At 39.2% G+C, this 15,527-nt stretch carries 11 protein-coding genes; 7 read left to right on the top strand and 4 right to left on the bottom strand.

Features of this window, described 5'->3' with window-relative positions; genetic code table 11:
* Positions 1-23 precede the first annotated feature (23 nt).
* The 5 genes from CWC11_RS19690 to CWC11_RS19670 all read left to right on the top strand — a co-directional run bounded on the left by CWC11_RS19690 (position 24) and on the right by CWC11_RS19670 (position 6,696).
* Positions 24-623: a hypothetical protein gene (locus CWC11_RS19690; RefSeq protein WP_138684049.1), complete on the top strand. Its 600-nt coding sequence runs from the start codon at positions 24-26 to the stop codon at positions 621-623.
* A 99-nt stretch (positions 624-722) separates the two neighbouring features.
* Complete coding sequence (gene gcvT, locus CWC11_RS19685; RefSeq protein ID WP_138684048.1) at positions 723-1,805, top strand: glycine cleavage system aminomethyltransferase GcvT; 1,083 nt, start codon at positions 723-725, stop codon at positions 1,803-1,805.
* Positions 1,806-1,876: 71 nt separating this feature from the next.
* Entirely contained in the window at positions 1,877-2,266 is a 390-nt protein-coding gene (gcvH, locus tag CWC11_RS19680) for a glycine cleavage system protein GcvH (RefSeq protein ID WP_138684047.1), read from the top strand.
* 153 nt (positions 2,267-2,419) lie between these two features.
* The gene (gcvP, locus tag CWC11_RS19675; protein ID WP_138684046.1) at positions 2,420-5,311 is read left to right on the top strand and encodes an aminomethyl-transferring glycine dehydrogenase; all 2,892 of its coding nucleotides are present in this window, start codon (positions 2,420-2,422) and stop codon (positions 5,309-5,311) included.
* Between the two features lie 920 nt (positions 5,312-6,231).
* Positions 6,232-6,696: a hypothetical protein gene (locus tag CWC11_RS19670; protein WP_138684045.1), complete on the top strand. Its 465-nt coding sequence runs from the start codon at positions 6,232-6,234 to the stop codon at positions 6,694-6,696.
* A gap of 705 nt (positions 6,697-7,401) precedes the next feature.
* Here the strand turns inward: CWC11_RS19670 and CWC11_RS19665 are convergent.
* The 3 genes from CWC11_RS19665 to CWC11_RS19655 all read right to left on the bottom strand — a co-directional run bounded on the left by CWC11_RS19665 (position 7,402) and on the right by CWC11_RS19655 (position 10,729).
* The gene (locus CWC11_RS19665) at positions 7,402-8,238 is read right to left on the bottom strand and encodes a hypothetical protein (RefSeq protein ID WP_138684044.1); all 837 of its coding nucleotides are present in this window, start codon (positions 8,236-8,238) and stop codon (positions 7,402-7,404) included.
* Between the two features lie 227 nt (positions 8,239-8,465).
* Complete coding sequence (locus CWC11_RS19660) at positions 8,466-9,614, bottom strand: PA0049 C-terminal domain-containing protein (protein WP_138684043.1); 1,149 nt, start codon at positions 9,612-9,614, stop codon at positions 8,466-8,468.
* Positions 9,615-9,925: 311 nt separating this feature from the next.
* The gene (locus tag CWC11_RS19655; protein ID WP_249330773.1) at positions 9,926-10,729 is read right to left on the bottom strand and encodes a DUF2306 domain-containing protein; all 804 of its coding nucleotides are present in this window, start codon (positions 10,727-10,729) and stop codon (positions 9,926-9,928) included.
* Between the two features lie 359 nt (positions 10,730-11,088).
* Between CWC11_RS19655 and CWC11_RS19650 the strand changes: the two genes are divergently transcribed.
* Positions 11,089-12,093, top strand: coding sequence for a helix-turn-helix domain-containing protein (locus CWC11_RS19650; RefSeq protein ID WP_249330772.1), 1,005 nt, complete (start codon positions 11,089-11,091; stop codon positions 12,091-12,093).
* 310 nt (positions 12,094-12,403) lie between these two features.
* Here the strand turns inward: CWC11_RS19650 and CWC11_RS19645 are convergent, their stop codons facing one another.
* Positions 12,404-12,712, bottom strand: a complete 309-nt coding sequence (locus tag CWC11_RS19645; RefSeq protein WP_138684041.1) for a hypothetical protein — start codon at positions 12,710-12,712, stop codon at positions 12,404-12,406.
* Between the two features lie 503 nt (positions 12,713-13,215).
* Between CWC11_RS19645 and CWC11_RS19640 the strand changes: the two genes are divergently transcribed.
* On the top strand, positions 13,216-15,075 hold the full coding sequence (locus CWC11_RS19640; RefSeq protein WP_138684040.1) for a hypothetical protein: 1,860 nt from the start codon (positions 13,216-13,218) through the stop codon (positions 15,073-15,075).
* Positions 15,076-15,527 lie beyond the last annotated feature (452 nt).

Below are 15,527 nucleotides of genomic sequence, written 5' to 3'. Positions count from 1 at the left end.
TCAAAAATACACAGGTGTTTGTTATGACTTTTAACCCAATAATGTTTGCCCGTCACAGCAATGCAAGTAGTGCGGTTACTAATGCTTTGCAAACTAGCAATGCTCACGTTGTAATGGATTTTAGTGGCACCGAAACCAGTGTGTTTTTAAGCACTATTTTAGGCCTAGATTTAACTAAGCTAACCGCCAGCGGTTTAGGCTTAAAAGGCACCCTTGATGGCGACTACAACTCTCAGTACAGCTTTGCTGTTTACTACTTTAGTGAAACTGCATACAGATTTGTATTACCTCACAGCGCAAGCCTGCAATTACAAGCACTTATAAACGAGCAACAGCTTCGTTTTGATATTGACTACGTAATACGCACCGACCTTTCTACATTTACCCTAAGCGGAAATAACGCATTTGACGCATTAATCGACGCGTTTAAATTAACGCCGGGGCTGCGTTTATCAAATCCGCAATTATGTTACGGTGCTCAAAGCGGCGATGTATTTATTACCGCAATAGACAAAAATGACGAACAACATTTCGTATTAGTCGCTAAACAACAAGAACTACAAAAATGGCAAAGCTATATGCAAGCACAAGGTTTTGCACTTATGCATGGCGAAGCTGCCTAAACACAAATAACTAACAGGTAAACACACATGTGCTTATCTGTTTTAGACCTAATTTAAGCCACGCCCGCACAGGGTTAATTTAAAACGTGAAGGAATGTTATGACTTCTAAAACTGTACTACATGCTAAGCACCTTGAAGCAGGCGCAAAAATGGTTGATTTTCATGGCTGGGAAATGCCAATCAACTACGGCTCACAAATAGAAGAACACAATGCCGTGCGTACCGATGCAGGTATGTTTGACGTATCACACATGACCATTGTTGATATTGAAGGCCCTCAAGCAAAAGCATTTTTACGCAAGTTAGTAGCAAACGACGTTGCAAAATTAACAGTCCCTGGTAAAGCACTTTACACAGGTATGCTTAACGAGCAAGGCGGCGTAATTGACGACTTAATTATTTACTACTTTAGCGAAACCTTTTATCGCCTAGTTGTTAACTCAGCAACACGCGAAAAAGACTTAGCGCACCTAGCCAACGTATCGAGCGACTTTGAGGTAACTGTTACTGAGCGCCCTGAGTTTGCAATGATTGCAGTGCAAGGCCCTAACGCTAAAGCAAAAACAGCCACACTGTTAAATGCTGAGCAACAAGCCGCTGTTGAAGGTATGAAGCCGTTTTTTGGTGTTCAAGTAGGTGATTTATTTATTGCCACAACGGGTTATACTGGCGAAGACGGTTACGAAATTGTAGTGCCGAACGATCAAGCTGCCGATTTATGGCAACAACTGCTAGATGCAGGTGTAGCGCCAGCTGGTTTAGGTGCACGCGACACGCTACGTTTAGAAGCAGGTATGAACCTTTACGGCCTAGATATGGACGAAAGCGTATCGCCACTTGCAGCTAACATGGCATGGACCATTGCATGGGAACCTGAAGATCGTGACTTTATTGGTCGTGACGTACTTGTTAAGCAACGCGCTGAAAAAAGCACTGACAAACTTGTTGGCCTAGTGCTTGAAGAAAAAGGCGTATTGCGTAGCGGCTCAAAAGTAATTGTTGATGGTGGTGAAGGGGTCATTACCTCAGGTACTTTCTCACCAACGCTTGGTTTTAGTGTAGCCCTTGCACGTGTACCGCGTTCAATAGGGGATACAGCCCAAGTAGAAATGCGCAAAAAATTAGTTAACGTTAAAGTAGTAAAGCCTAGCTTTGTACGTAACGGCAAATCAATAATTTAAAAATTTGGTTATACCAATCACAATAATTATTGTGATTGGTATCCTCCCAATATAAACCAAAGGACAAAACAATGAGCAATATCCCTAGCGATTTAAAATATGCCTCTTCACACGAATGGGTTCGTAACGAAGGTGACGGTACATTTACTGTTGGTATTTCTGAGCATGCGCAAGAGCTTCTTGGCGACATGGTATTTGTTGAATTACCAGAAGTTGGCGACGAAGTAGACGCGGGCGAAGACTGTGCAGTAGCTGAGTCGGTTAAAGCAGCATCAGACATTTACGCGCCAATTGCAGGCGAAATTGTTGCTATTAACGAAGAGCTAGAAGACGCACCAGAGACGGTTAACAACGACGCTTACGGCGACGGTTGGTTATTCCGTATTAAAGCATCTGACGAGTCAGAGCTTGAAAACCTACTTAGCGCAGAAGATTACGCTAACACTATCGACGAAGAGTAATCACTCTTAGCAGATAACAAAAGCCCCACTGAGTATTTATGGGGCTTTTATGATTTAACAGCTTACCCCCATACAAAGCAAGTTATTAAATCATCACATATTTTAATCATACTAATTACCCATTAGTATTTAGGATCATAGGAATCTAGACTCATGTCAAACGCCAAATCTCTTGAACAACTAGAGCAAAAGCAAGATTTTATTCGCCGCCATATTGGGCCTAGCCCAGCACAAGTAAGCGATATGCTAAGTGCTTTAGAAGTATCAAGTGTGCAAGAGCTGATCGACCAAACTGTACCTGCAAGCATTCGCTTAGAGCAGCCATTAACAGTTGGCGAAAGCCGTACTGAAGTTGAAACATTAAGCTACTTAAAATCGGTAGCAAGCAAAAATAAAGTTTTCAAATCGTACATTGGCCAAGGCTACCACCCAACGCACGTACCGCACGTAATTTTACGTAACGTACTAGAAAACCCAGGTTGGTATACAGCGTACACGCCGTACCAGCCAGAAATTGCGCAAGGGCGTTTAGAGTCGTTATTAAATTTTCAAACTATGACCCTAGATTTAACAGGCCTTGATTTAGCAAGCGCCTCGTTACTTGACGAATCAACCGCAGCTGCAGAGGCAATGGGCCTTGCAAAACGCGTATCTAAAGCTAAAAAAGCCAATGCCTTTTTTATCGCCGACGACGTACACACACAAACTATTGACGTAGTAAGCACCCGTGCTGAGCAGTTTGGCTTTGAAATAATTGTAGGTAAAGCAGCAGATGCCGTTAACCACGACATTTTTGGTGCGCTTTTCCAATACCCATCTACATCGGGTGAAGTAGTAGATGTAACCGACCTAATTGCTGGCGTACAAAGCAAAAAGGCAATTGCCTGTGTTGCTGCCGACATTATGAGTTTATTACTATTAAAAGCACCGGGTAAACTAGGTGCCGACGTAGTACTTGGTTCGGCTCAACGTTTTGGCGTACCAATGGGGTACGGCGGTCCACACGCTGCATTTTTTGCAACACGTGACGCATACAAACGTTCATTACCAGGGCGTATTATTGGTGTATCTAAAGACCGTTTAGGTAACGACGCACTACGTATGGCAATGCAAACGCGCGAACAACACATTCGCCGCGACAAAGCCAACTCAAACATTTGTACAGCACAAGTATTACTTGCCAACATGGCCGCGTTTTACGCGGTGTACCACGGCCCACAAGGCTTAAAAACTATCGCGCAGCGTATACATCGCTTTGCTGATATTTTAGCTGCTGGACTAAAGGCTAAAGGCATCGCACTTAAGCACAGCACATGGTTTGATACGCTAACAGTAGTAAGCGACAGTAAAGACGACGTAATAGCACGTGCCATTGCACAAGGCGTTAACTTTGCTACAAACCACGATGGCGAATACTCAATTTCAGTATCAGAAACCACAACACGTGAAGACGTAGCGCAGTTATTTGATATTGTACTAGGCGAAGGCCACGGCCTAAGTGTAGATAGCATCGCAGCCGATATTGAAGCAAACGGCAGCGACTCTATTCCTGCTAGTTTAGTGCGTGATGACGAAGTATTAACGCATCCAAACTTTAACAGCTACCACAGCGAAACAGACATACTTCGCTACATTAAGCGCCTTGAAAACAAAGATTTAGCGCTTAACCACTCAATGATCTCATTAGGTTCATGTACCATGAAACTAAACGCGACCGCTGAGATGATCCCAATTACATGGCCTGAATTTGCAAACCTTCACCCATTCTGCCCGCTAGACCAAGCAGAAGGTTACCAAATAATGATTAACGAGCTGCACGACTGGCTAGTTAACATTACCGGTTACGATGCGGTTTCACTACAGCCAAATTCTGGTGCACAAGGTGAATACGCAGGCTTAATTGCGATTCGTAAATACCACGAGTCACGCGGCGATGCGCACCGTAATGTATGTTTAATCCCAAGCTCAGCGCACGGTACAAACCCTGCATCTGCGCAAATGGCCAGCATGAAAATTGTGGTAGTTAACTGTGATAAAAACGGTAACGTAGACATGGCCGATCTTAAAGCGAAAGCTGAAGAAGTGTCTGAAAACTTATCGTGTATTATGATCACCTACCCATCTACACACGGTGTTTACGAAGAAACTATTCGCGAAATTTGTGACATTATTCATGAGCACGGCGGCCAAGTTTACATGGACGGCGCAAACATGAACGCACAAGTGGGCGTAACAAGCCCAGGCTTTATTGGCTCAGACGTATCGCACTTAAACTTACACAAAACGTTTTGTATTCCACACGGCGGCGGCGGCCCAGGTGTAGGCCCAATTGGTGTTAAATCGCACCTTGCGCCATTTATGCCAAACCACAGCGTAATTAACGTACCAGGTACAAACATTAACAACGGTGCAGTATCGGCAGCGCCTTACGGCTCAGCCGCTATTTTACCTATTTCATGGGCTTACATTACCATGATGGGCTCAGAGGGCTTAAAACAAGCCACCGAAATGGCGATTGTGAATGCTAACTACTTAACGCACGAGTTAAGCCAGCACTTCCCAATTTTATACCGTGGCCGCAACAACCGCGTTGCTCACGAATGTATTGTTGACTTACGCCCATTAAAAGAAGCGTCAGGCATTACTGAAATGGACGTAGCTAAGCGCCTACAAGATTACGGCTTCCACTCACCAACTATGTCGTTCCCAGTAGCGGGCACATTGATGATTGAGCCAACTGAGTCTGAGTCAAAAGGCGAGATAGACCGCTTTATCGAAGCTATGGTGTCAATCAAAGGTGAAATCGACAAAGTAATCTCTGGCGAATGGTCAAGCGAAAACAACCCACTTGTGTTTGCACCGCACACACAAGCTGACGTGTTAGGTAACGAATGGGACCGTGCATACGACCGTTTTTACGCTGCATTCCCAGTGCCTTCGGTAGCTAAAGACAAGTTCTGGCCAACGGTTACACGTATAGATGACGTATACGGCGACCGTAACTTAGTGTGTTCATGCCCAGCGGTAGAGACTTATCGCGACTAAGAGCAGAGACTAATTTTTTGAACTTTAATGGGTAGTAAGTCCCATTATAGTTTGAAAATTTATCAAAATTATAAAAGCCGTTGCAGCAATGCAACGGCTTTTTTGTGCGTGGAGATAAGCCATAAATAATATGGCCGTAGGTTGGGAATAGTGAAACGAATCCCAACAAATCACAAATATACTTACTCGCTCAAAAGCCAAGAGTATGTGTTATTTATTGTAGGCGTTTAGCTTGCTGACGCGCGGGCGGCAGCCCGAATAGGTTTGAAATTACTATTACAGATAACGCGAATACGTTTCAAGCTTCTAGAAATTAGAAACCTTATTCAAAGTTTAGTCGCGCTGGCGACGGCAGCCAAAGAGGGGCTGCCGCTGGTCCCTCTCAGGACACTCTCAGCGCCACCCGAGCATCACGCTATTTCCTTCAAACCACAATTGATGTGAACGTAAACGCCATGAAAGCACATCCATGTGCAGGCATGGCTTTCATCCATGAAATGCATTACTCATCAATTGCTTATTTTCAGGGTGTGATGACGGGGAAGGGTGTTGAACGTGAGATTGGTGTTTGGTCTTGGTAAAAACAAGACCTGACCCTCTGTATTTTCAACTTAATGCACAGATAGCCGAATCTATACAGGCTGGTGGCTATGAAAAGGCTGATACTTTATCGAGGAAAGCTGAAAGGTTGAAAAACTAGAATAAAAAATGAGTTAATCCTTCAAATAACTTCAAAGAGGCCTACCTTTTCTAATGGGTTACCTATTTAGAACTTACTATTTATTTTCAGACTTTCCACACTAAAGCAAAAACAGAGTTAAAAATACTGTTAAAGATTAAATTGTAGGCATTGTATTGATGTGGGAACTAATATATTATTTTTTAAAAGGAATACCAAACTTACATAAGGAAGAATGAAAATGAATCAATGCTATACTTCAGGTGATTTTAACAAGTATTTTACCGAAAACATGAAGCAGCTTGGCCTACCAGTACCGTCTACTTTATTTGACACATACCAGACAGCAATAGCTACTGCAACAACTATGGCAGGAACACTAGCAACACTAGGTAAAGGCGCAACGATAGCTGAGTTAATTGGGGCTACTGTTGCATTAGAGAAGCTAGCTGTGGCTGCATCGATAAGTGCTGCTGCATACACAGGTGCAGTCATTGGCAGTATTGCCGTCGCAAGTGGTCGTTCTCTAGGTTGTGGCTCTCGCATATCAGATTTGTTTGTTTTTATGCGTCAGAATAACTTAGATTTTAAAGGTTCATCTGAATTTTATGCAAAAAACCCCCAAATACTGGATAGTAAAAACCGCTCAAGAGTTTCGTATGGTGCGCGAGCTAACGTTTCAGCTTTAAGTGCAGGGTACGCATAGTATGCTAAAAAATATTCTTTTTATAATTTTATGTGTCGTTTTGGTGGCGATTGCATTTGGAGCTTTTAAGTTTTTAGGTACCTATACTTTTTTAATAATGCTCATAATCGTCATAGCGTTATTTTTTACTAAAATTGGCAAGCCAAAGTTTAGTAAAAAATAGTATTGGTAAAACAGCCGCAGGAATACGGCTGTTCTTCTGGAGATCAAAGTAGTCACCCATTAGAAAGCTCCGGTCAAGGAGGTTGTTTGGTGAGCTTTTCATTCAAAAACCAAGTGTTTTTATTATTTAAACTCAATTTAAATATGACTACGCACTGTACCTTATACAACGAGCCATGATGTTGATTGGTGTGAATATTCAACATGGCTTGAATAAAGAGCGCCATATGAGTTTAAGCGTTTTAATTAAGGCCCTAGGTTTGTATCTCCGTCATCGTTTAGTGCCAGTATCAGCCAAAGCTACAAATATCTTGAAATTATACTTTTAAGCTCTATAGTTGCTTGTAACAACACCCTACCCGTAAGCTCAGCGCCCTACGAGGGGTTAATTATTTCTATAGCATGATAAAAGGGTTTAGCCTTCATGCAGTTCCCTAAAGCCCCCATAACACTTGCGAAGGAAGTGTTATGAACTGTTCAAATAATCGACCTATTGTTTTGTGTTTTTGCTACTACATTGACCAGTGTAAGATAAATTTAAAACTAGACTTTTAAGAAGTCATTAGGGATCTCATCATTAAACTGTATCAAACGCTCAGCTATTGCCTCATTAAAAAGTAATTTAAACTCTATTTTTATCTCATCTCGATATTTATGGTTACAGTCTCTTATTTTTTTCAACAAATAATTAAAAGACTTCACTTCTTGATGCTTCATCAAATCTCTCATATATAATATTGAAAAGACGCCAAAAAATACCCTTTTCATCGAAACAGTTTCATCTGAAAGTACGATCTCAAGATACCTGGTGAGATCAAGGTTTAATCCAGATAAAACACTTATACGGGTGCCTTCAATAATGAGATTGTATCGTGACTCTTTAGTGTTTTGTAAATGTGTATAAATAAATTCAGAAAAAAATTCTTTTGAATTTAGTTTTAACTCATTAGATAGCGCTATAGCTTTGTAGTAACTAGATAGTCTAGGGTGTTCAAATAAATATAACTCTTCAATGAATTCGAAAATTGGTTCAGGGCTAATAATATTCATAACTTGAGTTTGCTCTATCATCTTGTCATTCAGTATTTTGGACTGTCTTATAACAAGCTCTAGTTCATCTCGTTTTTGCTGTTTTAACAGTTGAAAGTTGAGCTCTTTTTTAGTGGTTAGCCATGTTAAACCTAACAATATAATAGAAGAAAGCGTAAGAATTGGAGTTAATATTCCATTTACAATTTGCGCTGTATTAAGCCAAGATTTCTCTGTTCCTGTATAAATCGGAAAATCAGAAAAAAAATAAACGCAAAATAATACTGATAAAAATAATGGGGCAAGCAAAGCCCATGGTAATAGTTTTAAATACAACGACTTTACATACATAAACACTCCCTCGCTTAAAAAATTACTTTTTTACAATAATCTAAATTATGTAGAGGTCAGTACAATTTGACCACAGTTTTTGAGTCCTTCTTTCAAATCAGCAAGGTCTGGTCTTTCTTTTTGCCTTTTGTGATTAAGAAAAAAGGCAAAACCTGCCTCTAGTAACCCCATTTAATAAAGGGCAATATTATTGCCCTTTATTATGTGCTTAAACTTGTTGTTATAAACTATAGCGCTACTAAGCTTTGCTCTAGCATTGCCTTTATTTGTTTTACTATTTTAGCTTCTGTTTCAGGTTCGAATTGTTGTATACGTGGGGTATGAATGTGCCCTGTAGGTATACTTGAATTAAGCGCATCGCGTAGGCGAATACTTCGGTACGATATTTCGTTAGACAAGTAACCACCGCCGCCGCCATTTACCGCAATACTATTTTTAAGATCGCCGTACGAAGGCGCTTTATAGGTTTTTTCAAGCGTGGTGACTTCGTGATTGTCGATAACTTTATAAGGACCTTTAGCTTGTTGCATGTAACTTACAGGCAAGCTAAATTTTACAAACTCGTTGCCCGGGAGTGGTCGGCCATTAAGCTTTGGTATTACTGGGCTTGTTTGCGTTCCGCCATACACAATATTGGCATTATCGGGGGCGGTTACACTGCGACGTTTACCCGGAAAGTGCTCCAAATCAAATTCTGTTCTGCCCATACTTACGGTAACTACCATGTCTACATTATTAAGTGCATAGTAGGGGGCAAGTAGCGATTCTATTATGCCTTGATCAAAGTCTTCGTAGCGCACAGGCACCATAACGGTGTTAATTTCTGCGCTGATGCCGTTGTAATTAATAACTTGGCCATCGAGTAATAACGCCGCAACACCTGAGGGGTTACTTTGGTTTATGTTTTTATCGAGTAAAAATGGGTCAAAGCCTGTAAGTAATATTTTTTTAGTGCTGCCTGATGAAAAAGCAAGATCGGTGCGGCCTCTGCTGCCTTCCTCAAGTAGGGTTAGTAAAGTCTTTAGTTGAGCCTGCGTAATTGAAAACTTAGGAGATGTTGTACGTATTACTTTGCTTGAAAGCAGGCGCGCCCAGTAAAGCTCTCGGTCGTCGTAGTTATTGGTTTTTATTATGCGTTGCTTGGCGCTTTCCCACAGTTCAAAACTAAAGCTTTGTACTAATATTTTTGCACTTTTAAAGTTGTTAAGCTCTTTAAATTGCTGCTCAAAACTTGATACTTGTGGGGTAAATGCTTTTAAAACATTTGGCATTGCCGAATGGGCTTTGTTGATGCGCTGTTCTTCAACAGTTAAAGGATTACTTAAAGCAACGAATGAAGAGGCAATTAAGCTGGTCGCTAATAATACTTTGATCATAATTTTCCTAAGATAAAGCTATTTTTTATGTGTAATTTACTATCCTACGATTGCTAACTCAGAGCAACCAATTAACGTTGAATCGACTGATATTTGCTTTTGTTGTTTGTTAAAAACCAAGGAGGTCAAATTTTGCTTAATGTATTAAGGATCTAGATTTATAGTTTATTGCTCACTGAGTTAATTACTATGTCTAGACCGCTATGAATAGAATAAAAAATCCCTTTTTGAGTGATGATGTTTTTAACTGTTTTTTACACTGTATTTATCCACCTACTTCGGTTTCTCTTTTTCAATGATTATTGACTACGTTAGCCAACTATCGCTGGGTACCAACTTGCAAACACTACACCAAATAAGCCGACTAAAAATACAATGGATATCAACATCATTAAAGCAGCTGTGAGGATTATTATTACTCTATTAGACGTTTTACCTGCATACCTGATTAACTCAGCTATAAGTAGCGGCACAATATAAGAACATACGCTAATAGTTAGCACGGTTGGACCTGTAAACGTTGCAGTATCAATTCCTAGTGAGCCGAATATTAAAAACCAGGCAAAAATCATCAGCCTAAAAAATAAAACGCCGTTTGCTGCAAGGTATAAACGTATCGCCCAAATTTTATGTTGAGTGATATTCCGCTTTCTGGCTGCTTGTATGGCTAATATACTCGCTAAAATAACCACGCAACCACCAAGCATAGTCAACGCATGCATCAAGGTGTTGCCAACGGTGCCTCTGGCTATCATAAGGTACATACCTGCTAAAGAGATGGTACAGGCTAACATTACGAACACGCGACCATTGTAGCGGTGAAACTTAGTATACTTTGCTCTTATAGCAGGTATTAGCTGTAAGCTACCACCAATTATCATCACGATGGCGAGTAACACATGCAGCGCGTACATTGAATTACCGGTGGGATCGCTAGCAACATAGGCGGTGCTATTTAGACGACCCCAGCCAGATATTCCCGTAGTGACCCCCGTCAGCCCGTATCCCAAGGCGAGGTAAATAACAAAGCAGATTTGTGCCATCAACAGGCACGTGAACCACATTTTTTTGCTCATCTCAAGTAGCTCATTGGGCGTTTTTTTTATTGTTTGCATTAACATGTGCTTTTCCAGAAAATATTTTCAATAGCGCAAATATAAAGACTTTCATGGTGATTGCTTCTCAAATTCGGAATTTGGGCAACGATATATTGATAATTTTTTTTAATTAGCTAGGGTGGTATATACACATTCACTAACAAAGTTTTTTTGCCAACATGCATGTTAATTTGTACCATGTAATTTAGGCCACGTTGTTGGTTAAAACGTCATTTTTAGAGCACGCTATTATGCAAAATTATTCCCCTTATTATCTTCTTCTTTTTGTTTGTATGGGGTTAATGTTTTTAAATACGCTGAAAAAAGATAAGCAGCTGGTTCATTATTTATTTGTGATATTTTGTGGCTCCCTTTGTATGGTGGCAGCACAAAAGCTCAGTGCGCAAAGTATTGGCGCGTATCAATATTTAATTGGGTTGTTCACTTGCGCAACATGTAATGTTTCATGGCTGATTGCAAGAACGTTATTTCGTGAGCATTCGCCAATTTCCCGCAGGCATGTGACTTTTGCTGCAACCATTGTCGGCTTGATCATGTTTAATCAAACATGGCACTACTTAGTGAGCCTTGATCCTCAGCCTTTACCTACCAGTGATATAATGTGGCGCTTAAAGCAAGGGGTGAATGAGGTCACCATATTGCTTTCATCAAGTATCCTTGCGCTTTCTTTTTGGGAGGCGTTTAGAGGTTATAGTAAAAAAACACAGTCACAAAAAGTGCAATCAGTCATCTTTGGGAGCGCTTGGGTTTTAGCTGTGTTTAATGCAAGTATTTTTCCTAAGTTTATTTTTAGTGCGGCTGAAATTGAGCTGTATAACCCCATTATCATAACTTCATCTGCACTTTTAATTACATTAGCGATGCAAGTAGTCATGGCCCTTCAAGCAAGAGTGATAAATAACCAAGCGCTTAAGCAAGAAGATGATATGGGCACTATTAACAATGACACGAGTAATCTAAATGAAAACAGCAATCAAGATGTAGAGCCTGAATTGATAGTTGGTATTACAAAGCTAATCAATGAGCAGCAGCTTTACTTACAAGCCAACCTCAAAATTTCAGATTTTGCACAAGCGCTAATGGTGCCTGAGTACAAAGTTAGTCGAGCAATCCGCTATCACTATAAAGCGGCTAACTTTAATTTATTTATTAACCAATACCGCGTTGAATATGCAAAAAAGTTATTAATAAACAATCAGGCCAAAGAGTGGAGTATTTTAAGCATAGCACTTGAGAGTGGCTTTTCTTCTCTTGCCACTTTTAACCGCGTGTTTAAAAGTATTGTGGGCGACATTCCTAATGAGTATCGAAAACAAAACGGTGACTACTATAATGAAGGTATACGGGAGCTTGTTGATTAGCCAACTACGTTTAACAGTGTAATTAAACGTTGAGAAGGCCGTAAAAATACCTTTTTAGTGATGAGGGTTTGAAGTGTTTTTTATACTGTATTGAGCGAGCAAGCCTTCGTTTTAATATTGAAGTACATTCTTATTGCTCAATGATCAATTACTTGCTGATAAAAAAAGCGAATTTAACCTCTATGGGTTCTATTTTAAGTTTTAATAAAAAGTAAAAAGCCGTTGCAGTAATGCAACGGCTTTTCATTATGGCTTTATGCGCTTGCGGCGACACGAGCGTAAGCTAAAATATAGTTTTAAATCTTCCTAATTAATCATCAGGCCCTTTGAGCGTAAATTTTAAATGTTTACGCATATCTTTTAAAATAACGCCTTTTTTAAGCATTGCGCCGCTTAAACGCTTTTGCCACTTTAATAAATCAGGCTCTGCGGCGGCTAAGGCTTGCTCGTTTTCAAACTGAAAGCACAGCAGTAATGAACTTGGAAATAAGTGATATTCCACATCAAACCAGCATTGCAGCATGCCTGGGAGCTCAGCGCGGCCTTGTTCTTCTAATTTTTCAGCAGTATTTAGTACAAGTGCTTGCTGCTTTATTTGCACTGCAGAGAGTTTTTTCATTATTAAAATCCAAGTTAGCGGCTAAAAAATGCAGCCGGAATGCGGGCATTATACGCAAGCTTGTAGGCGGGCAACAACCGTAGGCTTGAGTGACAAAGCATGCAATCCGATAATGCAGATAGTTTTACAGAGCAAGTATTGAAAACGTAAATACAGCTCTATGCTTTGCAGGAGTCAATATCTTATAAAAATGACATCGTATAGGCTTATTCAATTAAACAAAAACTAAGGTTTTCAAATTTATCTTAACTGCAAGTAATATACCTTGGAAAATTATTTACTGTAGATACCTATGCGTGATATTGCTCATCAATTATTTATGTTTATAAACGATGAAGAATATTAAATATGAAGTTTTGTCTGCTAGTAAGTAAGGCGGTGACCCTCTTAAATTAGTCGCATCAAGGTTAACCTTATTACTTTTATTTAAAAATCCACTGGTTGAAAATTGTACAAGTTTTCAGTTTTGTTCTATAGATAATAAACTATATAGGGAATTTGATATGAATATACGAATTATAATCTTATTTTGTATCTTCGCAGTTTGTGGATGCGCGTACACACCAAAACAAAGCTCAGAAATATACAAAAAGAATGTTCAAAACCACATTTTACGTGTTTCTAATCACGGCTATTTAATTAAGGATGGGGTTGTTTTAAATAGAGGTCTCAAAAACACTTCAAATATGCACCTAACTTTAACAGAAACAGCTAAAAAATACTCTAATATGCTTTATGGTGCATTTGAACTAGCTTGTGAAAATAATGATACATTATCAACGCTTTCGCAAAAAACGGAATACAAAAAAATCACTCGTAAGCTAATGGATGATATGGCTCAGTGTTCTGTGAATCAATTACTCAAGTTTTGTAACTATAAATTATTTAATGATTTTGAAAGCTTTTTTGTAACTCGTTCTATACCAATTAAATTACTTTTTTATTTTCATGGAGGATTGAACAGCCATGATGATTCTGATGCTCGAATGGAGTCTCAAGTTGAGTTTATTAAAAAAGGCTTATCGAAAGGCCGCTACGACGCTAATGACTTACCATCTACTGAATATTGGCAGTATCCTATCTATGTATCTTGGCCATCCTCTGCATTAAGCGCATATGGTGAGCATTTATTCGACTTAAGAGAGGGAAGAAGAGTCGCACCCAGCCTCTCATACTTTTCCTCACCGATCATTCTTATTGAAGATCTAGTGACATCCATAGGGGAACTTCCTATGAATGTTTATTATCAATTTACTAATGATAAAGATCGTTTAGCTTCTAAAAGTGGTAACTGGTTATCCCATGTGTGGTTAGAGGCTGATAAACAGTTTAAGAGCTTAAAGTGTACTCGTAAGGATGCATCTTTACCCTATGAGTTTGCTGTGAAGGAAGTTCTACTCGACGAAAAATATGACGCAGCTATTCGCTTAAATCGTTCGGTATATAACCGTAATTCTCTCAGACATAAATTTAAAAGTGGTATTTTCATAGTTGCTACACCCGTAAGGTATGTACTTGGAAGCTTGTGGAATGGGACTATTGCAGGTAATTCGTGGAAAGTTATGAAGCGCAGAGCTAGAAATATGTTTGACCCCACCGGAGATGCAGATAACCGATTACAAAATTCTGACTTGTCTCTTTATAAAGATGGAATCGGCAGCTCACTAGGCTCTTTGTTTGAAAGTCTCTTCGCACTAAAAAAAAGATACCCCGAATTGGATTTACAGTTAAATTTAGTAGGCCATAGTATGGGAACCATAGCTATTAATAACTTACTGCAAAAGTATGAATTGGACTGGAAGACTTCAGGAATATTAAAAAACGTTGTATATATGGCTGCAGCTGCTAGTACTCAAGAAACACTTGCTATAGTTCCAAAGTTGATGATGTCTGAAAAATCATTTGATTTTTTTAATTTAACTTTAAATCGTGTGTCTGAAGTGGCCGAATTTTATGCATTTGGATTTGCTCCTTCCGGCTCTCTTCTTGTTTCAATAGATAAATATCATGATGAGCCTGAGCATCACTTAAAGCGAACATTTGGTTCGGAAATTAATGTACGCTCCTCATTACCTACAATTCTCAAGTCGTTTAAAGGCGCTCGAGGGAATGTAGTTTTAAAAGCTTTTAACGATATCGAAGCTTTTGAGAAGTCAATAAAAATTCCAGTTAAACATGGTGATTTCGGGAAGTTAGACTTTTGGTTACCGTCAACATGGGAGATTACTAATGAGAAGTATGAAATACCTACTTTAGATCAATCTTATCATTGTGAACCGCGCTTAGAGCGCCCTTATGTTAAAGATAACATTGAAGTTTTATATCAAAAAGGTAAAGCCACCGATGTTTTGTTTAAAAATTGATTATTAGTCAAACAATTAACTACTAAAATTAGGCTTTGCTTATGAATTGGAAAAAGCAAAGCCTTGATAAAATATTTAGTTTAGGGCTTAAGCTGATTAGCTAGGTTTTTTCTAACAGCCCCAAGCTTAAATAGGTTATAAAACAGCCCTCAGCTGTCAAAAATACTTATATTCTTTTGCTTAATTGTCTACTAAGTGAAAACAAAACCCTAGGATAGATAATTTTCATACTATAAAGAAATATTGATAAAGGAAGTCATCCCATTGTGGAGAAAACGTTTCTGAATTTTTGTTAATTACTATTACCCACAAAACTAACGACTCCTGCACCGAAACTTAAAACTGACACTATTTTCCTAAAATCTAAAATCTAAAATCTAAAATCTAAAATCTAAAATCTAAAATCTAAAATCTAAAATCTAAAATCTAAAATCTAAAAGCTAAAAGCTAAA

Source organism: Pseudoalteromonas sp. S3178 (genome assembly GCF_005886985.1).
Taxonomy (GTDB): Bacteria; Pseudomonadota; Gammaproteobacteria; order Enterobacterales; family Alteromonadaceae; genus Pseudoalteromonas; species Pseudoalteromonas carrageenovora.
Note: the sequence above shows the minus strand (reverse complement) of the source record. Positions and strands in the feature narration are given on the sequence as shown.